The sequence below is a fragment of the Nostoc sp. genome (genome assembly GCF_036919555.1).
In the GTDB taxonomy this organism is placed as follows: domain Bacteria; phylum Cyanobacteriota; class Cyanobacteriia; order Cyanobacteriales; family Nostocaceae; genus Nostoc.
The window spans coordinates 1-21,528 of record NZ_JBALCS010000019.1 but is presented as its reverse complement, the minus strand read 5'-3'; the positions used below and the strand labels follow the sequence as shown (position 1 = coordinate 21,528).

The following is a 21,528-nucleotide window of genomic DNA, read 5'->3' as shown; positions in this document are numbered from 1 at the left end:
CGGTAGCAAGTCATTTAGAGGCTCTTGTTGACAAGATGCGTTTGCCCTGCTTCCAGATAAGATAAAGAAAAACTGGTGCGTAGGCGTAGCCCGTCGTAGACATCGCTGGTGATAATGTCTCACTTCAAAAGTTACTGGTGGCATAGTGCATAAATCACACTCAACTGTGGTTGTTTAACAATAGGCCAGCCATGACAATTATTACCTTATAGATAATGCTCAACAGTTTCTTTGCTAATTATTTGACGTGTGCTTTAAGTTTCGCTAATGTTAGCTGTATTTAATCGCTGCTTAATCTTCGTTTTTATCATCAGAATCTTCTAACTCACATTCTGCAAGCAGATTATCAATACTTTTAGGAAAATCCCCATTCTCTACTTTTTTGCTAAAAATTTGATAACAATCTTTTTTATCACCTTCCTTTCGAGGATAACCTAACCAAAGAATAATAATAATTTTTTGTTCTTTGAATGCTCTAAAAAATAATCTATATCGTTCAGGTAGCCCCATTTTTTTTAGACGACTATACTTTTGTAATGGTTTTTGCAAAGCAAAGTGACTAGCAAAAGGGTCTTGAGGAATTTTTTCTTTAATGCCAATATTCAATGCTTTTAATAATTTGACATCTGAATGTGTAATAAATTCTTCTTTAGGTAACTCATTTTTTAAAACACGAACCTTATTACGGAATTCTACCCATTGTTCGTTAAACAATGGGTAGAAAAAAATCTGCCAACCATTACAAGTGAATGCAGCCATTAATCTATAACTACATCAGCCAGTAAATCATCCATTTCATCGCTCATTTCTTGGGTATAAGGAACGAGTTTAGAAGGATTTTGCATAGCATCCTTCAGGAGAAAGTCAAGAAAAAGGCTCATCATAATGCCCTCATCTCCATCTGCTTCATCAACATTATCAGTTTCTAATCTAACTAAGAACGTGTTATCAGATAGCACTTCAATATGGCCTGAAGCATTAGCTAAATGGGGATAATCTTTATAGAATGTGCGAGGTAAGCGAAACCCATCTTGATTTCCTACCTTTGCATGAGTTATGGGATAACTTTTTACAGCCATGAGCTAATTCCTAACTAGGAAGATACTAGGCATTCAAATATAATACCTAGAACTATAAATTTGATGTGAGAAGTTATGTTTTGTTATAACAACTGTTATAACTTACAACTAAACTATAACAGATTGCATAAAAAAAGACTAGAAGTTAATATAAGATTTTTTGATTAAGTGCATATACTTATTAAACCAAATTGATATAAACCTCTGAACCCTATATACAGACTTGGAACCGAACCATAATATATAAAAAAGACAGGCAAGATGCCTGTCCTACAAGTAATGATTTAGAAAAGAATTTAGAAATTCATTTCAGCAGCTTGGACTTTTTCAACCTGCTTCTTCTTCAGCACCAGCATAACTTGAGCCAACATTACAAGAGCGATGAACGCAATCATCCATTTGACTCTGGAGGCGTCTTGCAATACAATTTCTGCATCATGTTGACCGAATCCACCAACATTCGGGTTGCTGGTTAAAGCATCACCAGTCTTAACTGCTTGCCCTTCGGAAACAATCAGGTCTGGCCCTAAAGGAATCGGATCAACGACAACATCACCAGATTCCGGTTGGATGTTGACTAGATATTTAACGTTACCGTCTGCATCTTCCTCTTTGGCAATCTTAGTAATTGTGCCAGTAGCGGAAGCGTTGTAAACAGTGTTGTTGCTCTTTTCGCCAGTAGGATAAACTTGTCCGCGTCCCCGGTTAGCACCTAGATGAACTGAATATTTACCGAAGTGGATGTTTTTGTCGGTTGCGGGGTTGGGAGAAAGAACTGGGAAGACGATTTCCTGATACTGTTCACCAGGTAAAGGGCCGACGATGACGACATTTTCTTTGTCTTCGCTGTAGGGTTGGAAGGGAGTGTCGCCAACTTCTTCTTTAAGTTCCTCGGAAAGACGGTCTTCGGGGGCAATCTTAAAGCCTTCAGGTAGCATCAGTACAGCACCGACGTTCAAGCCAACCTTAGAACCATCGGCACCAACCTGCTGGGCGCCCAGATCGTAAGGGATTTTCACTACAGCTTTGAATACAGTGTCAGGTAGCACCGATTGGGGGATTTCCACAACTGTCGGCTTGGCTGCTAGGTGACAGTTGGCACAAACAATCCGCCCGGTTGGTTCGCGGGGGGTTTCGGGATAGGTTTGCTGTGCCCAAAAGGGATAGGCGGCAGCAGATTGGGGAAGGGCTAGATCGCTGGTGAAGTAAAATGTCACAGTAGCGATCGCTATGAGCAATGTTTTTACGATCGCTCTAGCACTGCGAGTTAACCTCGCTGTTAAAAAAACATTTCTCATCTCTAATAAGGGCAACGATTGAATTAGTCATTAGTCATTGGGCATGGGGCATGGGGCATGGGGCATTGGGCATGGGGCATGATTATTTCTTCCTCACTCCCTCACTCCCTTACTCCCTCATCTCCCTCACTCCCTTATCCCTTACTCAGCACTCAGCACTCAGCACTCATTAACTCCACCAAGGTGCATCACCGGTGCGGAAGTCGGTTTCAGTCCAACGGGTCAAAACGATTTTGTCGTCGTTTACTTTGGTATGAGCTAAAGGCAAAGATAGAGGTGCTGGTCCCCGAATAACCTTACCAGTTTCGTCATACTGGGAACCATGACAAGGACACTTAAATTTGTTCTCAGCAATGTTCCAGGGGACAACACAACCTAAGTGGGTGCAGATGGCGTTAATGCCATAATCTTTGATCGCCTCTTTGCTTTCTACCACAATATAGGTGGGATCTCCCTTTAGTCCTTGGACTAGGTTGCGATCGCCTTCATTCCGGTTTTCGAGAAATTTACTGACGCTAACATCGTTACCTAGCTCGTCTTTTGCTGTTGCACCACCACCAGCACCGCCAGTTACCGGTGGAATAAAGTACTTCACAACGGGATACAATGCACCCAGAGCCACTCCAGTGACAGTCCCAAAAGTGAGAAGATTCATGAACTGACGGCGCCCCATATCGGGCACGTCTGCTGATTCAGAAAATTGAGCCATAATCTACGCGCTCTTTGTGTATTTTGTTAAGCATTTTGACAACAGTACTAGTACTTGAGCAACTCTTGTCTAAGTCGAAATGCTAGCGCTCACAACGATGCCATACTTCTTTGTTCCAAGACATATTTAGCATCTTTTCTGTTAGCATTACATTTCTTTATATCCTTATCATACTGGAGTCATGGAACTTAACATCATAACTAAATGTAAAATCTGATTGAGAAAAGCTATGACAGGACAGGAATTACGTCAGATGTTGCTTGATAAATGGGGATATTCTTACGATGTGCAGTTGCGGCGGGCACAGGGAAAGATATTTTTGCAAGTAATGTGGAAATATCTGGAACAAGCTTCTTTTCCCTTGAGCGAGGCGGAATACCAAGAGCATCTTGATAGCATTGCCAATTATCTTCATGGCTTGGGTGGGTCAACACAAGTACAAATTTTTATTGCCCAAACACGCGATCGCCCCCGGCTCGGCAAAGCTGTCAGCATTCCTCTAGATTTGGGCGATCGCGCTTCGGAATGGATATTATGATCTACCATTGCATTAACATTAATAAACTTCTGAATAATTACAGTATTTTTTCTCCAAAAAGACCATAACTTGCTCTAAAATTCCGTTGCCCATCGCTACATCTCTATTGGGCTGAATTAATACAACTTCTCCATCTTTTAAAACCACTCCCAAGACTAAAACTACTCTCTCAGAGAGGTTTTAGTTTAGGCGATCGCTCTTTTGAAAAAAACTTTTCGATTTTTAGATTCACAACTTTTGATTTCCAAAATCGCTTACTTCAGTTATGCAATCACCAAATCCGATCTCACTTTCCTCACTCACCTCTATACTGACGGCTTTAGAAGTGTGCAGTGATGAATCAGTATATGCTCCCGGTTATATTCAGCCGCATGGAATGTTGCTGATGCTGCAAGAGCCACACCTGACAATTTTGCAGATTAGTGAAAATGTGGAACAGTTTTTTGGGATTTCGGCAGAAGCATTGCTTGGTCAACCTTTACAACGGTTGTTTTCTGGCGCTCAAGTGCAGCGACTTGCTAGCTATCTAGCTGAAGATAACCTGGAGCTTTGCAATCCATTTGAGCTAAAAACGCGGCGGTTTGCCCAGACTGATTGGCAACGGAAAAATCAGACATTTAGAGGTGTGATGCACCGGATGGTAGATGGGTTGATCCTGGAACTAGAACCTCAGCAATTGATCAAAAGTACCGATTCAACGCAGTTATATCACCGTCTGCAAGTCGCGATCGCCAATTTCCGTAATGCCACTAACCTGACGAATCTGGCTCAAACCCTTGCCAAAGAGGTGAAAGCAATGACTGGGTTTGATCGGGTTATGATCTACCGCTTTAAGGTAGACGACAGTGGTGTGGTGATTGCGGAAGAAAAACAGAGCCATCTAGAAAGCTACCTGGGACTGCACTATTTGGCAATAGATATTCCCGCGCCAGCCCGCAAGTTATTTTACCGCAACTGGATGCGATTTATTCCCGATATCAATTATATCCCTGTCTGCCTGATTCCTACTAACCATCCTCTGACGAATACACCCCTTGATCTGAGTAATTCTGTGTTACGAGGAGTGTCTCACTTTCACATTGAATACTTACAGAATATGGGGGTTGGTGGGTCGATGACGATTTCGTTGCTCAACGACAAACGCCTCTGGGGATTAATTGCTTGTCATCACTACAGCCCGAAACTAGTGGATTATGAAATTCGCAAAGCCTGTGAATTGTTAGGACAGTTTGCCTCGATTGAACTGGTACATCAGCAAGAACGAGAATTTGATGTTTACCGAACACAGGTGAAAGCGATTCAGGATGAACTGCAACAGACGTTATTGCAGGATGACAATTTTATTGAGCAAGTATTGATCCGAGATAGTTCTCAATTGCTGGATCTAGTTCATGCTCAAGGAGCGGCGATTTTGCTTGACGCTCATCTGACATTAATTGGTCAAACGCCATCGGCTACCCAGGTGCAGGAGCTTGTGAAATGGTTGGTGCAACACAAGGGGGAACAAGTGTTTTCTACCGATTCCCTCTCACGTTTATATCCAGAAGCGAAGGCATTCAAAGATCAAGCCAGCGGCCTCCTGGCAATTTCAATTTTATTTAACCATGTCAAACAAAAGTCTTACCACATTTTCTGGTTTCGACCGGAGCAAATTCAGACGGTGAATTGGGCGGGCAACCCCCAGGATGCGATCGCAATCAACGAAATTGGAGAGATGCAATTGTGTCCCCGGAAATCGTTTGAGATGTGGAAGGAAACCGTGCGGGAAACTTCCTGGCCTTGGGAGGTTGCGGAACTGGAAGCCGCTACTGAGATGCGAAATACGCTGATGTTGGCAGTGCTGGAGTTTTCCCAGATTGCCCTAGAACAAGCCGCAGAACAAGCCGCGATCGCCAGCCGCGCCAAAAGCCAGTTCCTCGCTAAAATGAGCCACGAACTGCGGACTCCCCTGAATGCCATTTTGGGATTTACTCAGTTGATCAACCGCAGGGAGAAGATTCCATCTGAGTTTCAAGAAGATTTAGGCATCATCAGCCGCAGTGGAAAACACTTGCTAACTCTGATCAACGATGTGCTGGAAATGTCCAAAATTGAAGCAGGTCAGTTAGAGTTAACAGAAAACTCTTTCGATTTGCATCAGCTAATCCACTCCATCAGAGATATGGTTGCTCTCAAAGCTTTAGAGAAAGGAATTGATCTGATCACAGAGCAGCATTCCAGCGTTCCTCGCTATGTGTATGGTGACAAATCTAAACTGCTGCAAATTCTGCTCAACCTATTAAGCAATGCGATCAAATTTACGACAACAGGCAGTGTCACCCTGCGATTCCAAGCTTTGACCGGGAGAGTGGGCAGCATCAACTCACTTCATTCAATTTCTACCGATGATTCCAAACCAATCATCACTCTTCATGTGGAAGTTGAAAACACTGGATGTGGTATCGCTCAGTCCGATATCGAGACTGTGTTTGAAGCCTTCACGCAAACAGAACCAGGTCGCCATGTTCAAGGTACAGGCTTAGGCTTATCGATTAGCCGTCAGTTTGCCCGTTTAATGGGTGGTAATATTACAGCGCGAAGCACCCTGAATCAGAAGTCAACCTTCATTTGTGAGGTTTTACTGAGTCTGGTCAGCTCAGTGGATATCATTGCGCCGGAAACGACTCGCACTGTTATCGGTCTGGAACCGGGACAGCCCAATTATCGCATTCTGGTGGCGGAAGACTTGAGAGAAAATCGTCTGTTGCTCGTCAGGCTATTGAAATTAGTTGGATTCCAGGTCTGTGCAGTCGAAAACGGAAAGGAGGCGATCGCTCTGTGGTCAGAATGGCATCCCCACTTGATTTTGATGGACATTCAAATGCCCGTGATGGATGGCTACGAAACTACCCGGCAAATTCGAGTCAGCGAGGGAGGTAAAGAGGTAGTGATCATTGCGTTGACAGCCTATGCCTTTGAGGAAGACTACACCACCAGTATTCAAGCAGGCTGCAACGACCACATCACCAAACCATTTACAGAAGCTATCCTATTTGATCGGATTGCACACTACTTGGAAGTCCGCTACCGTTACAAGGAAGAAGCTTTACCAGGGTTAGACCAGCAAATCTTACTTCAGAAATCCCTAACCGCCAAAGATTTACAAGTAATGTCGCCAGAGTGGATTATTCAGGCAAATCAAGCAGCCCTGGATCTCAACGATGCCAAACTCTACAATCTCATCGCCCAAATCCCCAACCAGGAGCAAGTTCTCGCCAATGCTCTGAAATCTCTGGTAGATAACTTCCAGCTGGAAGCGATCGCAATCTTAACCCAAACTTAGAGGATGTTTGAAAAGTCGCAAAGTATACTACGGAAAACCTCACCCTGTCCTGGCGGACATCCCTCTCCTTATTAAGGAGAGGGAGAGGTTTTGGGTAGCATAACCCCTTGGAAGACCTCACCCTGTCCTGGCGGACATCCCTCTCCTTAGTAAAGAGAGGGAGAGATTTTGGGTAGCATAACCCCTTGGAAAACCTCACCCTGTCCTGGCGGACATCCCTCTCCTTACTAAGGAGAGGGACAGATTTTGCGTAGCATAATCAGGGTGAGGTTTTTTGCGCTACTCCGATAAACCGATAATTGCGTTGAGAAAGACTTGTGTGTAGACGATAGCTTAGAGAAGCGGGAAAGGAATGGAAAAGAAGAGAATTAATTTAGAATCATCCCAATCCCACATTTCAGGATAGTAAAACAATGAATTCTCCATTTCCCGGAATGAATCCCTATTTAGAAAATCCTGTGTTTTGGTCAGAAGTACATCATCGATTGATTACAGCGATCGCAGATACTATTGAGGAAAATATTCCCCCACAGTATCGAGTTGCAATTGAACAACGTACTTATTTAAGTGATGACTCAGATTCTGTATTAATTGGTATACCTGATGTTTCTGTTTTTTCTCAACAAACATCACCGCAGCAATACTCATCAACTGCTACCCAAACAGCGACATCAGAAGGCATGACGGTGATGATACCGTTACCTGAACATATTACGGAAAATTATTTAGAGATTCGAGAAGTTTCTACAGGTTTTGTGGTAACTTCTATCGAAGTTTTATCTCCTAAAAATAAACGCCCAGGCGAAGGGAGAAAAGCGTTTGAACTTAAACGTAAACAAGTTTTAGCTAGTCTTTCTCACTTAATCGAAATTGATTTACTCAGAAGTGGAAAACCCATGTCAATTTTAGGGGAAGTTCCTGTAACAGATTATCAAATTATTGTTAGTAGAAGTGAAATACGTCCTCAAGCTAAATTACACGGATTTAGCATCAGAGAAACGATTCCCGTATTCCCATTACCGTTACAGTCAGAAGATACAGAACCGATTGTAGATTTGCAATCTTTATTACATGGTATATATAATCGTGCCAGATATTATTTAGTAATTGATTATAATAAAGAATCAGTACCATACCTAAAACCAGAAGATGCTGTATGGTGTGATACCCTTTTACGCGAACAAGGGTTAAGGAGTAATTAGTAATTGGTAATTAGTTAAGAATTTTTACCATTCCCCCTTTCTCTTATGGCTAATTTACTTAAATCCGCTTCGGAAACCAATATCCTAATCGTGGACGATAGCCCCGACAATCTACGATTGTTAACCAAAATATTAGAGTCGCAGGGTTATATCATCCGTAAATCCCTCAACGGGAGAATGGCATTACAAGCTGCTTCTCGACATCCGCCCGATCTGATTCTGCTTGACATCAATATGCCCGAAATGAATGGCTATGAGGTTTGTCAACAGTTGAAAGCATCAAAAACAACAGATCAAATTCCGATTATTTTTATTAGTGCCCTTGACAAAATCAATAATAAAGTGCTGGCATTTGAACTGGGTGGACAAGACTATATCACCAAGCCCTTTCAAGAACTTGAAGTGCTAATCCGAGTCAGAAACCAGCTACTCATCAAACAGCAACACCAACAACTTATTGAACAAAATCAACGCCTAGAGCATGAAGTTAAGGAACGCCTGAAGGCTGAAGCAGAGGTAAGGGAGCTATCCCTAACTGATGAGTTGACAGGACTATATAATCGACGTGGTTTCTTTTGGCTGGCAAATCAGCAATTCAAAATTGTTCAACGCAGGCAAATGTTCTGCTATCTTTTGTTTGTTGATATAGATGGTTTAAAGCAGGTTAATGACTCTCTAGGGCATGAAATAGGAGACAGAATGATCGTTGACACAGCCCAATTATTAAAGGATACCTTCCGTGATTCGGATATTATTGCCCGTCTAGGAGGAGACGAGTTTGTAATATTAGTTCCTATGGAGTCCATGAATACAGATGAATTTTATCCTCGATTGGAAGCAAATATTGCTCGCTTTAATCAAGAGCATAATTACTCCTATCAACTATCCATAAGTGTTGGTGTCACGCAATGCGCCTTAAATGAAAATGTTTCACTAGAACAATTGATAGAACAGGCTGACAAACTAATGTATGAGGATAAACGCGCTAAACACCTCGTAGATAAAACAAAGGAAGCAACGTAATTTAGTGACATCAGATAAAAAACAAACGATGCCTATGGTGGTTTTGATATCTGATATAAAAACAGGGAGTTTGCTGTTAAGTAGGTAGGCGTAATTAAATATAAGATCAAACTTCACCCTCAATCCCTCTCCGTGAGTTCGGAGAGGGAAGCCGGAGGCAGGGTGAGGTTTTATATTTAATTTGACCCACTTATTTACTAAATAAAAAATAATAACATTTATTCTCTATGTTATTTACCTGTAAGCTTCACCAGTCCAACACCACCGAAATAAAGCGCTAAAACCGCTCCCGCTAAGAGACTTTGAGTTAGAGGGTCAGTAGAAGGTGTAAGAACGGCTCCTAAAACCACTGCTCCCATAATCACGTAACGCCAACCAGAAATCATCCGTTCTGACGAGACAATATTCAAATTACCAAGCAACAGTTGAATGATCGGAATTTGAAATGCTAAACCAGTGCTGAATAACAGTAGCAGCACAAATTCAAAATATTTATCAATTGACCAGAGTTGTTCGACTACATCTGCTCCGTAGCTAATGAAAAATTTCAACGCTGCGGGGATAAGGAGTAAATAGGCAAATATTAACCCCCCTGCAAATAGCACACTCGAACCCAAAACCACAGGCCCCAGTAAACGGCGTTCGCGGCGAGTCAGTCCTGGAACCACAAACTGGATAATCTGGTAAAGAATAAAAGGACTAGAAAGTATGAACCCAGTGTAGGCTGCCACTTTGAGAGAGACAAAGAAATATTCTCCGGGTGCAAGTTGGAGAAATTTTACTCCTTGTGCTGGAACCTCAAGTAACTGGACAATCGGTTTAACGGCAAAGAAACAGCCAATAATGCCCAGCACTACGGCAATCAGCGAATAGAAAATCCGTTGTCGCAACTCTTCTAGATGGTCGAAAAGGGACATTTCGATTTCACCTGGTAACTCATCAAGAGGATCGGTGTCTGAGTTACCATATTCTTCTGCGTCGATGTTGGGAACGTTTACAGTATCTACATCTTGTGAAGGCGTCATGAGTCAGCTAGTAGGCAACATTTATAATTGAGTAATGAGTGAGCGGTTTTTTAACTCAGCACTCTTCATTATTTTATTCGGGGAATGGAGCTACCAAGATATCTTTTTGGCTGCTGTAGGTTTTTTATCCTGTTTTTTGGGGTTGCATCTGCATAAGTTAGTAGGAAGCGATCTTGTAAGCAATGCCTAATATCATGTCCGCTTCATTACTTATTAAACCCGAAGAACCCCACCCCGCCAAAGCTGCGTTTTGTCTCCCTGCCCCTAATCCCCAGAGGGGACACCGAGTTCCCCGCCGGCGGGGAGGGGATTAAGGGGAGCCAGTGCGCTCAGAGGGGTCTCCCCAAGTGGAGCATCTGGCGTGTGGGGTGCAATGACTATGGGAATCACAACTAATTACCCGGACATGATATAACCTAAAAAAAAGGGTGGAACCGATAATTTAGAAATCACGTCTCTGCGGCTACTAGCGCTGAGTAAATCGACACAACATTAGCATAAGAATACTCAGTTTTAAAAATCCGGTTCATCAAGATGGCATCTATCTATACATAGCGCAATCGGAAATTTTTAGCTGAGGTTGGGTATGAACCGGACAATTTGCATTGCCCTGATGGCATTGCCTGTTTATTTATACAATGTTGAGCTAGGCAACAGTTGTAGTCGTGACGTGCCGATTGTTAAAAACCAGTTTCCCATAATAGCTGCTCTAATTGCTTACAACGCAAATACTCAGTCAGACAATTTTCCGTGGCAAATATCGGCTAGAGATGACCAAACGGAAGATTGTCTTCGCGCTGGTACTTGCAAAGATTGATACTAATTCGTAATTACGGCAGTCCGATCATAAAAAAAATTAATGGTTACAAAGAATCAACTTACGGTAGTGGTTACAGGAGCATCAACAGGAATTGGTCAGGCGTGTGCTTTGCATTTAGACCAGCTGGGCTTCTCTGTTTTTGCTGGCGTGCGTCAAGATATTGATGCTCAAACACTTAAACAGAAAGGGTCACAAAGGCTTATTCCGATTTTTTTAGATGTTACTGACGCTGAATCGATCGCATCTGCGGTTGATAAGGTAACAAATGCAGTCGGTGGTGTCGGGATTTTAGGTTTAGTGAATAATGCCGGAATTGCTGTTCCTGGGCCGTTGGAATTATTAGCGATCGCAGATTTTCAACATCAGATGCAGGTTAATGTTACCGGACAATTAGCTGTCACACAAGCATTTCTTGGTCTATTACGCCAGAGTCGGGGTCGAATTGTGAATATGGGTTCCATTTCTGGTAGAAGCCCTACCCCGTTTTTGGGAGCTTACAATGCGTCAAAGTTTGCTTTAGAAGCACTCACTGATGTGATGCGGATGGAGTTACGACCTTGGGGAATCTCGGTTTCAATTGTTGAACCTGGTTCTATTGCTACTCCAATCTGGGAAAAGTCTCTAAGTCAATCTGAAATAGCACAGTTGGATTTACCACAATCGGCACAAAATCTTTACGGACAGGCGATGAATATTGTCCGTAAAAAAATGCAGATTCTCGCATCTAAGGGAATTTCTGCGGATATTGTTGCTCAAGCTGTTGTCCATGCGCTGACTGCAAAACAACCTAAGACACGCTATCTTGTTGGACAAGATGCGAAAATTGGAGCTGTGCTAAAGCATATTTTACCCGATAAGCTGCATGACCGGATAATTTTATACTCAATGGGTTTGTAGGGTACTTCGTTAATCGGTTCACCAGTACAGCAGTTTATCGAATAGCCCAAAGAAACCTCACCCTGGTTTTGCTTGTGCAAAACCTGTCCCTCTCCTTAGTAAGGAGAGGGTGTACACACAAGTCCGCAGCCATATCTTTATTTATAAATTTCGCACTGCGTTTCTATCCCGCCTCGGAATGAATTCCGAGTCTCATCCTGTCTCTAGCTTCCCTCTCCTTTATAAGGAGAGGGATTGAGGGTGAGGTAAGCCAGGGACATAAATTGGATGTTATTTAATTCTTATTCCTAAGTGTGGACTAAATGATCAATTCAGTCCACTTGAGTGGACTTTCGCTATCAGCCCTGAACTTCAGTTCTGGGCGGGAGGCGGGATTGCCTGTCTGCGTGACAGTTTCACTCTGACAAAAATGTGGCTAGAGGATTTTTCCACTTGTGTGTACACAGTAGCCAGAAGTAATCAAGCGGACATGATATCAGTCCTGAAAAGCCATCTTTTTAAGAAAGAAGTCATCTTTTTAAGAGAAAAATCATCATTTTAAGAAAAAAATCATTTTTTTAAGAGAAAAATCATCTTTTTAAGAGAAAAATCATCATTTTAAGAAAAAAATCATCTTTTTAAGGAGTAAATAATCGCGTTAAGGCGTAACCCATCGCTTTAAGGAGTAAATCATCACTTTAAGGACTAAATTATCGCTTTAAGGAACAAATTTCTCTCATTCCGAGTCTCGGACTCTTAATGCCTAATAGGAGGGCTGCCGCTTCAAGACTTGCGGCAGAGCCGTAATGAGGAGCATTTTTAGCCGGAGACTGGAAACGAGGTTTTAAAGGGGTTTGGGCTTAAGTCGATATCCATGAGCGTTGATAGCCATGAGCAATGTTCCCTACAAGTTGCCTGTATTCTATGGAATTGAGAACCGCTATATATTTAAGAGCGCTACAAAATTGTACTTAACAGTACCTTTTTTTGTGCTAGATTTTTTTAAAATTGATAAGATAACCTTATTAAATATTAGGTATATTTCCAAGTTCTACTTATAAAAGTATTTCTGCTTACTTAAAATCAAATATTAGCCTTGCCTTGTGCTAGATAAAACCTAGATATGAAAAATCATCCCGAATACTGTTAATTTAGTTAGTATTTTGAGTGAGATGTACTTAAATTAAGGAAGAAATTCCCTAAAACCAAATATATTTATTTAGCAGATTTTTTCATCCCTATTCCTAAGTGAACTCGATTAGTTATGCTCCTAGATTTAGAAAGATTTTATCAGGCTTGCAATCCCAGCAGACCTCTAATTATAGGAAATGCCAGCGATCGCAGATACTATATCGATTTTGCTGCGGTGCGGGGTGGCAAAATCATTGAGGCTTTGCAGCGCACGATTGCTCGCATCTCCCCGGATGCTCCAACTTGTCAGCTATTTACAGGACATCTCGGTTGTGGAAAATCAACGGAGTTGTTACGCCTGAAAGCTGAGTTAGAGGAGCAGCAATTTCATGTAGTTTATTTTGAGTCTACCCATGTCTTAGAAATGGCAGATGTGGATGTGACTGATATTTTGTTAGCGATCGCCGGCCAGGTAAGCGAAAGCCTAGAAGCGATGAAAATTAGGTTTAAGCCTAGCTACTTTACTAAGTTGTTTGGTGAACTTGTGGATTTTCTGCAAACGCCAATTGAGCTTGGGGTAGAAGCAGAATTGTCTGTAGGAATTGCCAAAATTACAACTAAAGCTAAAGAAAGTCCCCAATTGCGGCGGCGGTTAAGAGATTACTTGGAACCTCGAACAGCAAATATTTTACAGTCAATTAATCAAGAATTGCTAGAACCTGCCACCAAGCAACTCAAAGCCAGGGGTAAAAAAGGACTGGTGGTAATTGTTGATAACTTAGATAGAGTGGCAATTCGACCTTTACCATCGGGGCGATCGCTGCCAGAATACTTATTTATTCAGCGTGGTGAACAGTTACGCAAACTTAATTGTCATGTAGTCTACACTATTCCCTTAGCCCTGACTTTCTCTAACGATAGCGCCGAACTTCAGCATCGTTTGGGGGGAGGAGTCGCGCCAAAAGTCTTACCGATGATACCTGTGCGTTTGCGCTCTGGGGAGATTTTCCCGCAAGGACTAACAATGTTGCGGCAAATGGTGCTAGCTAGAGCTTTCCCAGACATTTTGGCTAGCAATCGGTTAGGCTTAATTACAGAAGTGTTTGATAGTCTGGAAACCTTAGATCGATTGTGCCTGATTAGTGGTGGTCATGTACGCGACTTGCTAGGGTTGCTATATGACTGTCTGCGAGAACAAGATCCACCTTTTGATCGGGAGTGTATTGAACTGGTGATCCGAAGACAGCGTGATTACCGAACTAACGCTATCGATCCCCATGAGTGGGAATTAATCTTTCAGGTGGTGCAACAGCAGAGAGTTAGAGGTGATATAGAATACTACACCCTATTGCGAAGTTTGTTTGTATTTGAATACCGCGATCATCAGGGAGCTTGGTTTGCCGTCAACCCAGTTTTAGCAGAGACAGAAAAATTTAAATCATGGTTGAACGACACCCACAAGCAGATGTAACAGCAGCTAATGACCGTGCTTTGAGAAGTTTGGGGAGAGCAATTGCCCTTTCTAACGGTCAATTCTCCCTGGTTTTGGTGTGCTGCAATTATCAAGTTTTGCAAGAGCAAATGCTGCAACAACTCGAAGAACTCTCTTCAGGAGTACATCAAATTCAAAAGGTAGTTTTGCCGCATAATGCTAGAAGTCTTTACACAAGTATTCATTTACAACTCCTAACCGAAAAGAATCCGCCATCGGCGTTGATGATTTTGGGTTTAGAGTCAGTAGATGGACTTGATGATCTACTTAGGTCTATCAATCATATTCGTGATGAATTTCGCAAACGTCACCCGTTTCCAATGATTGTATGGGTGAATGAAGAAGTGTTGCAAAAGGTAGTACGTTTAGCACCAGATTTTGCTAGTTGGGCGGCGACACCAATTCAGTTTGAAATGACTAGTCAATCACTGCTGCAATTTCTGCAACAGGAAACTGACTCTTTATTTGCTACGGTGTTACCAACCGATGCTGCACCAAACCAACATCCTGAAGTTCTAAAGCATTATTCCACTGTGGAGCAAGTCTGGAAACATAGCTATGAACTCCACTTCGCCATTAGAGAGTTGCATAATCGTGGTATTAGCTTAGAGCCAGAATTAAACGCTAGTTTAGAATTTGTTTTTGGTCTAGATGATTATATTAGCGATCGCATTCATCCAGCTTTAAACCATTTTCAGCAAAGTTTGCAAGTTTGGCAAAAGTTGGCACAAAGAGAAATAAATTCAAAATTCAAAATTCAAAATGACGCTCGCAGACTCGCTAACGCTGCGCTAACAAAATTCAAGGAAAAGAGTGAGGATAAGGGAGTATTTTCTGATCCTACACCTCCTAATCGCCCATCTCCCCTACTTTTGCGACAGGGAATTTTACTATTTTATATTGGGCTGTGTCATTGCCGTTTTGCAGAGCAAAATCAAATAGAAAACCGCCGCCATTGGTACACAGCTAAATCTTATTTTCAGCAATGCTTAAATGTTTTACAGGTGGCTGGACGTTTAGATATAGTTGCTGGATTTATTAATCAACTCGCAGAGGTTTTGCAATATCTGGAAGAGTGGGAAGAATTGCAGACGGTTGCTCAAAAGTCTCTGGAGTTACATCAAACTTATGGTACTCAAATCGAATTAGCTTGTGACTACGGTTTTCTGGCGCAAGTGGCTGTACAGCAGTCGCGGTGGGTACAGGCGAGTATATTAGCACACGTATCACTGCTGAAATTAGGTGAGGCGCAAAAACACAACGACCCTTACAACTGCTTATTTCCATTATTATTGGGGCAAATTTACTATTTAGTTTTAGCGAAAGCCCAGCGAAATTTAGGTGAACTAGAAGTTGCGCGTGAATACCTCGACAAGGCGACAAAAGAACTACCAGCAGCCTTAGAAAGCAGCGCCCATCAATACGATGCCCATCGTTATATTCGCTTATTGCGGAGATTGCGATCGCTCTACTTTGAAGAAGGGCGCTATTTGGAAGCCTATTACATTCGACAGAAACGGCGTTCTGTTGAGCAACAGTACGGTTTTCGGGCTTTTATCGGTGCGGGACGCTTACAACCGCAAAGACAGGCGACAAACCCAGCATTGATGTCACCTTTTGGGAGTAGCAGCGTTGCTTTAGAAATTGCGGCTTCTGGTCGAGAGCGTGATATTAATAACTTAATTGGTAGAATCAGCCGCGCCGATCAAAAGCTGACGGTGATTCACGGTCAATCAGGGGTGGGTAAGAGTTCTACTGTCACGGCGGGCTTAGTTCCAGCACTGCAAAATCGAGCCGTTGGCGATCAAATAGCCGTGCCTGTGGTATTGCAAGTTTACACCGATTGGGCGCGAGAATTAGGAAAATCTTTAAGTGAGGCGATGTCTAGTGACACATCCCTTGCCATTTACGCTGATATGAAGCCAGAAGTAGCCATTAAACCGGAAGCTTTAGCTTACTATGCCCAACCGATCACTATCATGAGAATTTTACAACAACTAAAAGAAAATGCCGATCACCATTTGATCACAGTTTTAATTTTTGACCAGTTTGAAGAATTTTTCTTTGGTAATAGCGATCGCAAGCAAAAGCAAGAATTTGATAAATTTATTAGTGACTGTCTGAATATACCCTTTGTGAAAGTTATCCTTTCCTTACGAGAAGATTATTTACATCGGTTATTAGACTTTAAACATCTTTCGGCACTGGAAGCAATTAATAATAATATTCTCGACAAACATATTCGCTACCAGTTAAATAACTTTACGCCAGAATATGCCAAAGCAATTATCCGAAAATTGACAGAGCGATCGCAGTTTAATTTAGAACCGGCTTTAATTGATGCCTTAATTGAAGATTTATCCACAGAGTTTGGAGAAGTCCGCCCGATTGAATTGCAAGTTGTGGGAGCGCAAATTCAAGATGAACGCATTACTACACTAGAAGAATATCAGCCATATAGACCGAACAAACTCATTGAGCGATATCTTAAGGAACTGATTAAAGACTGCGGCCCAGAGAATGAACGAGCCGCGTTACTCGTTTTATATTTATTAACAGATGAAAGTAACAACCGACCTTTTAAAACTCGTGCTGAGTTAGCGGTGCAGCTAGCAGAATTAGAAGATGCTAGCAAATTAGAGTTAGTCTTAGATATTTTAGTGCGCTCCGGTTTAGTGGTACTATTTCCCGATGTACCAGAACGTTATCAACTGATTCACGATTATTTAGTAGACTTGATTCGCTACCTGCAACAACAAGAATCGAGTTTACAGGTACAACTAAATCAGCTACGCCAAAAAGTAGAACAAAGTCAAGCTGAGATTGAGCGACTTAAGAGTGAACTTAGCCAAAATAAACAGCGTTCCAAATTGGTAGATATTAATCCCCAACCGGGTTTGGACTTATTAACAGAATTGCGGGAGTTACACAAGCGGGAAGAATTGAGTCAGTTAGAAATTGAACACTTACGAGCTGAACTTAAAGAAAAAGAGTTAACAGCTAAACTCGCAGAAAGTCAAAAGAAACAAAGGCTAAGTGAAGCTCAATTAAATCGTTCGCTGAAAATTGCCCTAACTGCTTGCGTTCTTGCCATATTGGGATTAAGTGTTTCCATAGTCACAGCAGTAGATAGTGAAATTAAAACTCTCAGTGCATCCAGTGAAGCCCTCTTTGCTTCCCAAAAAGGTATTGATGCTTTAAAGGAAGCTTTAAAAGCGGGGAGAAAATTACAACAAACAGTCTGGGTAGATTCCTATACAAAAGAGGAAGTACAAACAGCACTCTATCAAGCAGTTTCTGGGGTAAGAGAGTATAACCGCTTAGAAGGACATATATCTGGGGTAAATAGTGTTATATTTAGCCCTGATCGCTCTTTAATTGCTTCAGCCAGTGCGGATAATACAATTAAACTCTGGCATCCCGATGGTAGCTTGGTTAAAACCTTGTCGGGGCATGATGATGTAGTTAATAGCGTCAGTTTCAGTCCCGATAGTCAAATCGTTGCTTCCGCCAGTCAAGACAAGACAGTAAAACTTTGGAATCGGGACGGTCAACTGCTTGCGACTCTATTAGGACATCAAGCTGTAGTGAATAGTGTTAGTTTCAGCCCAGATGGTCAGATTATTGCTTCAGCGAGTACAGACAAGACAATAAAACTTTGGAGTCGGGATAACAAGCTGCTCAAAACTTTGCAGGGACATGATGGAGCAATCTTAAGTGTCGCTTGGTCGCCCGATGGTCAAACTCTTGCTTCCGGGAGTGCTGACAAGACAGTAAAATTGTGGAGTCGGGATGGTAAGCTGCTCAAAACTTTCCAGGGACATGATGATGCAGTCAAAAGTATAGCTTGGTCGCCTGATGGGAAAGCGATCGCTTCTGCTAGTTTAGACCAGACAATCAAACTCTGGAATCTGGAGGGTAAGCTATTGCGAACCCTATCCGGGCATAGTGCTGGAGTTACCAGCGTCAGTTTTAGCCCTGATGGTAAGACGATCGCTTCCACAAGTACCGACGAGACAATTAAACTTTGGAGTTCTGAAGGTGTGCTGCTGGGAACCCTAAAAGGGCATAATAATTGGGTGAATAGCGTCAGTTTCAGTCCAGACGGTCGCACCCTTGCTTCTGCCAGTCGGGACAAAACTATTAAACTCTGGCATTGGGATGATGTGCTGCTGCGAAAGCCCAAAGCCGATAATGATGACTGGGTAACTAGCATCAGTTTTAGCCCAGACGATCGCACCTTAGCAGCAGCAAGTCGAGACAAAACTATAAAACTTTTCAGTCGTGACGGTAAACTAATCCGTATTTTCACGGGGCATCAGGGTCAAGTTTGGGGCGTTAGTTTCAGTCCTGATGGTCAAGCGATCGCTTCCGCTAGTAAAGATAAAACGGTGAAGCTTTGGAGTCTCGACGGTAAACTACTCAACACCTTACAGGGTCATAATGATGCCGTCTTGGGTGTTGCTTGGTCGCCTGATGGTAAACTAATTGCCTCGGCTAGTAAAGATAAAACAGTGAAGCTTTGGAGTCGGGACAGTAAACTACTCAACACCTTACAGGGACATCAAGATGCGGTGAATTGGGTAAGCTTTAGCCCAGATGGAAAATTGCTAGCCTCAGCCAGTGATGACAAAACCGTGAAAATCTGGAGTGTAGATGGTAAATTACTATATACCTTAACTGGTCATAGTCGCCGGGTAAATGGGGTTGCTTGGACACCTGATAGTCAGGCGATCGCTTCAGTTAGTATTGATAGCACGGTGAAGATTTGGAGTCGGGACGGTGATTTGCTAAGTAATCTCACTGGGGATGGCGATAGTTTTATTAGTGTCAGTTTTAGTCCAGATGGCAAGACTCTGGCAGCCTCCAGTGATGACGAAGTGAGGATTTGGAACCGAGAAGGGACTTTGCTGATTGCTTTGAAAGGTTATAAGGATGAATTAACCAGCGTCAGTTTCAGCCATGACGGCAAAACTTTGGCTGCGGGTAGTGCTAACGGTACAGTGATTTTACAGAATTTGGCAGATATCCAACTGGAAAAATTACTGGCACGGGATTGCAATTTACTACACGATTATTTGAATACTAACCAGAAGATAATGAAAAGCGATCGCGCCTTGTGTTCTGGTAGGTGATGCAGAAGAATTATGAATGACGTTATATATATTGATCATCTATCCAAATAATCCTAACTAATGCAAAAAATCGTATCCGCTCTAAAAATAATGATGGGCAAACCTGTCATTTCAGGAACTCGTATTACAGTTGAATTAATTCTTGAAAAGCTTGCTGCGGGTGAAACACCTCAGCAAATACTCGAAGCGCATCCGCGACTTAGCGATGAAGGAATTAAAGCAGCTTTGGCATTTGCGGCTCAAGCTTTGCGGTATGATGTGGTTTATCCAACGATTGAGAAAGCTTCTTGAAGTTTTTAGGAGACGAAAATTTAGATTGGCAAATCGTTGAACGTCTGCGGCTAGATGGTCACGAAGTATTGTATGTTATGGAAATACAATCAGGAATTACTGACGATGAAGTTTTGAACTTGGCTAATAATGAAAGTGCAATTTTGTTGACATCAGATAAAGATTTTGGTGAGTGAGTTTTCCGTTTGCATCGAATTACGGCAGGTGTGGTGTTAATTTGGTTATTCGGTTTAGCTTCAAATGATGTACTTAGTGGCTCGTGGTCAGAAAAAAACCGAACCGAGATACACAGATAACAACAATGAGGCAGAGGTGGGTAATTTAATCTGTATATATAATTCCAATGTTTTCTACAAACTCCTTTTCTTTTAATTTCAAATAACTCTCTCTTGTGGGAATAAAACGATCTACTATATCTTGTTTATATAAATAAACCATCTCTTGTGTAATGAAATGCTTATTTAAAAGTTTAATTGAAGAAGTTTCAATAAAATTATTAATTTGTTTTTTATCCTGCTTTTCCTCAAACTCAGAAGATAATCTCAGAATAATATTAGCTGGATTTCTATCTTTTTTTGAAGAAATAAAAATTTCTTTTATCCCTTCTCTATCTTGAATCTCATTATCTTCAATTATTGAATTTAAATAAAATAATTGCAATGTCTTTGGTCTTACACCAGTAAAATTTAATTTATCTGGATACTTAGCTGTACTGAAAGAGACTTCGCTATTCACTTTATAAATTCCATCAGGATGTTCTCCTATTGCAAAATCACAGAATACTTGATAAGCGCTTCTTTGCTGACTTATGGAATAAACTGTGAAGTAATTTGAATAGGTTGTTACCCAAAACCAATTTTCTAAGGCTTTAAATTGTTCGAGTGTCGGTTCTGGATTTAGTCTAAAATATTCAGATATAAAAATTAATTGAGTTGGATAAGGCAATAAACGAATATCTATTACAAATAATTTTTTATATAAAAAATGAACTGCTTTTTTGATATATGTATATGCATTGTTTGTTAACGATTCTAGATTTGGTTCTAAACCTCGATTCAATAAATCTTCTATCTTTACATCAAAATAAATTCTTCCCTTTGCATTAGAAATACAATTTACAACGGTATCTCTTTTCAAGTCTTCAAAATTGTAAGCATTTAAGCTATTAATGAATTCAGTAATCGAATCACTTAGTACGAATCCTGTTTCTACATTATAGCTAAGTGCTGAAAGCATATAGTCTTCAGAAATTTCTGTTCCTGTTGAGTTTATTCTTGAAAAAATTACAACAGCACTTCTTATATCCCCTCCTCTTATTTCTACATAAGGTAATTTGTATTTATGTAAAATATTATGTAAATTCCTTGCATTATCAATATATCTGCTTTTATCAATTTCTGTAATAACCCAAGTTGCTAGTTATTGATTCAGGCGATCGCTTTGTGCAATAAAATTCCCTCCAGAGATGAAAAACGGAGGGGAATATGTTAAGCGAAATAATTACTGTCTATGCTATCATCGATGACCTGTTAAAGGCGATTAGGCATAGTGAAGACTGTCGCCGAGAGATGAATGACGCAGAAATTA

At 41.5% G+C, this 21,528-nt stretch carries 16 protein-coding genes and 1 pseudogene; 11 read left to right on the top strand and 6 right to left on the bottom strand.

What is annotated here, in order from left to right; translation table 11 throughout:
* Positions 1-291: 291 nt before the first annotated feature.
* From V7K36_RS06995 to petC, 4 genes are all read right to left on the bottom strand, one after another.
* A complete protein-coding gene (locus V7K36_RS06995) occupies positions 292-759 on the bottom strand; it encodes a type II toxin-antitoxin system YhaV family toxin (protein WP_335114339.1) in 468 nt (155 codons plus the stop codon).
* On the bottom strand, positions 759-1,079 hold the full coding sequence (locus tag V7K36_RS06990; RefSeq protein ID WP_335114337.1) for a hypothetical protein: 321 nt from the start codon (positions 1,077-1,079) through the stop codon (positions 759-761). Before V7K36_RS06990 ends, V7K36_RS06995 begins: the two co-directional genes overlap by 1 nt.
* Positions 1,080-1,375: 296 nt before the next feature.
* Complete coding sequence (gene petA, locus V7K36_RS06985) at positions 1,376-2,377, bottom strand: cytochrome f (RefSeq protein ID WP_335114335.1); 1,002 nt, start codon at positions 2,375-2,377, stop codon at positions 1,376-1,378.
* Positions 2,378-2,546: 169 nt separating this feature from the next.
* Positions 2,547-3,086, bottom strand: a complete 540-nt coding sequence (gene petC, locus V7K36_RS06980; protein WP_335114333.1) for a cytochrome b6-f complex iron-sulfur subunit — start codon at positions 3,084-3,086, stop codon at positions 2,547-2,549.
* 229 nt (positions 3,087-3,315) lie between these two features.
* On the opposite strand from petC, the gene V7K36_RS06975 reads away from it, so the two are divergent.
* The 4 genes from V7K36_RS06975 to V7K36_RS06960 all read left to right on the top strand — a co-directional run bounded on the left by V7K36_RS06975 (position 3,316) and on the right by V7K36_RS06960 (position 9,171).
* Positions 3,316-3,624 (top strand): DUF3067 family protein, encoded by a 309-nt coding sequence (locus tag V7K36_RS06975; RefSeq protein WP_335096387.1) that lies wholly within the window; start codon positions 3,316-3,318, stop codon positions 3,622-3,624.
* Between the two features lie 265 nt (positions 3,625-3,889).
* Positions 3,890-6,946, top strand: coding sequence for a response regulator (locus V7K36_RS06970; protein WP_335114331.1), 3,057 nt, complete (start codon positions 3,890-3,892; stop codon positions 6,944-6,946).
* A gap of 413 nt (positions 6,947-7,359) precedes the next feature.
* Positions 7,360-8,148: a DUF4058 family protein gene (locus tag V7K36_RS06965; protein ID WP_335114330.1), complete on the top strand. Its 789-nt coding sequence runs from the start codon at positions 7,360-7,362 to the stop codon at positions 8,146-8,148.
* Between the two features lie 45 nt (positions 8,149-8,193).
* Positions 8,194-9,171, top strand: coding sequence for a GGDEF domain-containing response regulator (locus V7K36_RS06960; protein WP_335114328.1), 978 nt, complete (start codon positions 8,194-8,196; stop codon positions 9,169-9,171).
* Positions 9,172-9,401: 230 nt separating this feature from the next.
* Here V7K36_RS06960 and tatC read toward each other — a convergent pair whose 3' ends face one another.
* Positions 9,402-10,196, bottom strand: a complete 795-nt coding sequence (gene tatC, locus V7K36_RS06955) for a twin-arginine translocase subunit TatC (protein ID WP_335114326.1) — start codon at positions 10,194-10,196, stop codon at positions 9,402-9,404.
* A gap of 586 nt (positions 10,197-10,782) precedes the next feature.
* Here tatC and V7K36_RS06950 point away from each other — a divergent pair.
* The 6 genes from V7K36_RS06950 (at position 10,783) to V7K36_RS06925 (ending at position 20,117) form a co-directional block, all read left to right on the top strand.
* The gene (locus V7K36_RS06950; protein WP_334943107.1) at positions 10,783-11,013 is read left to right on the top strand and encodes a hypothetical protein; all 231 of its coding nucleotides are present in this window, start codon (positions 10,783-10,785) and stop codon (positions 11,011-11,013) included.
* 42 nt (positions 11,014-11,055) lie between these two features.
* A complete protein-coding gene (locus V7K36_RS06945) occupies positions 11,056-11,913 on the top strand; it encodes an SDR family NAD(P)-dependent oxidoreductase (RefSeq protein WP_335114324.1) in 858 nt (285 codons plus the stop codon).
* Between the two features lie 1,243 nt (positions 11,914-13,156).
* Positions 13,157-14,494, top strand: coding sequence for a P-loop NTPase fold protein (locus V7K36_RS06940; protein ID WP_335114322.1), 1,338 nt, complete (start codon positions 13,157-13,159; stop codon positions 14,492-14,494).
* Positions 14,464-19,650 (top strand): nSTAND1 domain-containing NTPase, encoded by a 5,187-nt coding sequence (locus V7K36_RS06935; RefSeq protein ID WP_335114320.1) that lies wholly within the window; start codon positions 14,464-14,466, stop codon positions 19,648-19,650. Before V7K36_RS06940 ends, V7K36_RS06935 begins: the two co-directional genes overlap by 31 nt.
* Before the next feature lie 60 nt (positions 19,651-19,710).
* On the top strand, positions 19,711-19,941 hold the full coding sequence (locus V7K36_RS06930) for a DUF433 domain-containing protein (RefSeq protein WP_335114318.1): 231 nt from the start codon (positions 19,711-19,713) through the stop codon (positions 19,939-19,941).
* The gene (locus tag V7K36_RS06925; protein WP_335114316.1) at positions 19,938-20,117 is read left to right on the top strand and encodes a DUF5615 family PIN-like protein; all 180 of its coding nucleotides are present in this window, start codon (positions 19,938-19,940) and stop codon (positions 20,115-20,117) included. Before V7K36_RS06930 ends, V7K36_RS06925 begins: the two co-directional genes overlap by 4 nt.
* A gap of 145 nt (positions 20,118-20,262) precedes the next feature.
* On the opposite strand, the gene V7K36_RS06920 is transcribed toward V7K36_RS06925, so the two are convergent.
* Entirely contained in the window at positions 20,263-21,177 is a 915-nt protein-coding gene (locus V7K36_RS06920) for a hypothetical protein (RefSeq protein WP_335114314.1), read from the bottom strand.
* Between the two features lie 248 nt (positions 21,178-21,425).
* Here V7K36_RS06920 and V7K36_RS34035 point away from each other — a divergent pair.
* Positions 21,426-21,528: pseudogene (locus V7K36_RS34035) on the top strand (IS982 family transposase); the annotation flags it as partial.

Excerpts from the sequence above, each read along its gene's own strand:
- V7K36_RS06970 (WP_335114331.1), top strand. The coding sequence starts at position 3,890 with ATGCAATCACCAAATCCGATCTCACTTTCCTCACTCACCTCTATACTG.
- petC (WP_335114333.1), bottom strand. The coding sequence starts at position 3,086 with ATGGCTCAATTTTCTGAATCAGCAGACGTGCCCGATATGGGGCGCCGT.
- V7K36_RS06975 (WP_335096387.1), top strand. The coding sequence starts at position 3,316 with ATGACAGGACAGGAATTACGTCAGATGTTGCTTGATAAATGGGGATAT.
- V7K36_RS06960 (WP_335114328.1), top strand. The coding sequence starts at position 8,194 with ATGGCTAATTTACTTAAATCCGCTTCGGAAACCAATATCCTAATCGTG.
- V7K36_RS06945 (WP_335114324.1), top strand. The coding sequence starts at position 11,056 with ATGGTTACAAAGAATCAACTTACGGTAGTGGTTACAGGAGCATCAACA.
- V7K36_RS06950 (WP_334943107.1), top strand. The coding sequence starts at position 10,783 with ATGAACCGGACAATTTGCATTGCCCTGATGGCATTGCCTGTTTATTTA.
- V7K36_RS06990 (WP_335114337.1), bottom strand. The coding sequence starts at position 1,079 with ATGGCTGTAAAAAGTTATCCCATAACTCATGCAAAGGTAGGAAATCAA.
- V7K36_RS06965 (WP_335114330.1), top strand. The coding sequence starts at position 7,360 with ATGAATTCTCCATTTCCCGGAATGAATCCCTATTTAGAAAATCCTGTG.
- petA (WP_335114335.1), bottom strand. The coding sequence starts at position 2,377 with ATGAGAAATGTTTTTTTAACAGCGAGGTTAACTCGCAGTGCTAGAGCG.
- V7K36_RS06935 (WP_335114320.1), top strand. The coding sequence starts at position 14,464 with ATGGTTGAACGACACCCACAAGCAGATGTAACAGCAGCTAATGACCGT.
- V7K36_RS06995 (WP_335114339.1), bottom strand. The coding sequence starts at position 759 with ATGGCTGCATTCACTTGTAATGGTTGGCAGATTTTTTTCTACCCATTG.
- V7K36_RS06920 (WP_335114314.1), bottom strand. The coding sequence starts at position 21,177 with ATGCTTTCAGCACTTAGCTATAATGTAGAAACAGGATTCGTACTAAGT.
- tatC (WP_335114326.1), bottom strand. The coding sequence starts at position 10,196 with ATGACGCCTTCACAAGATGTAGATACTGTAAACGTTCCCAACATCGAC.
- V7K36_RS06930 (WP_335114318.1), top strand. The coding sequence starts at position 19,711 with ATGCAAAAAATCGTATCCGCTCTAAAAATAATGATGGGCAAACCTGTC.
- V7K36_RS06940 (WP_335114322.1), top strand. The coding sequence starts at position 13,157 with ATGCTCCTAGATTTAGAAAGATTTTATCAGGCTTGCAATCCCAGCAGA.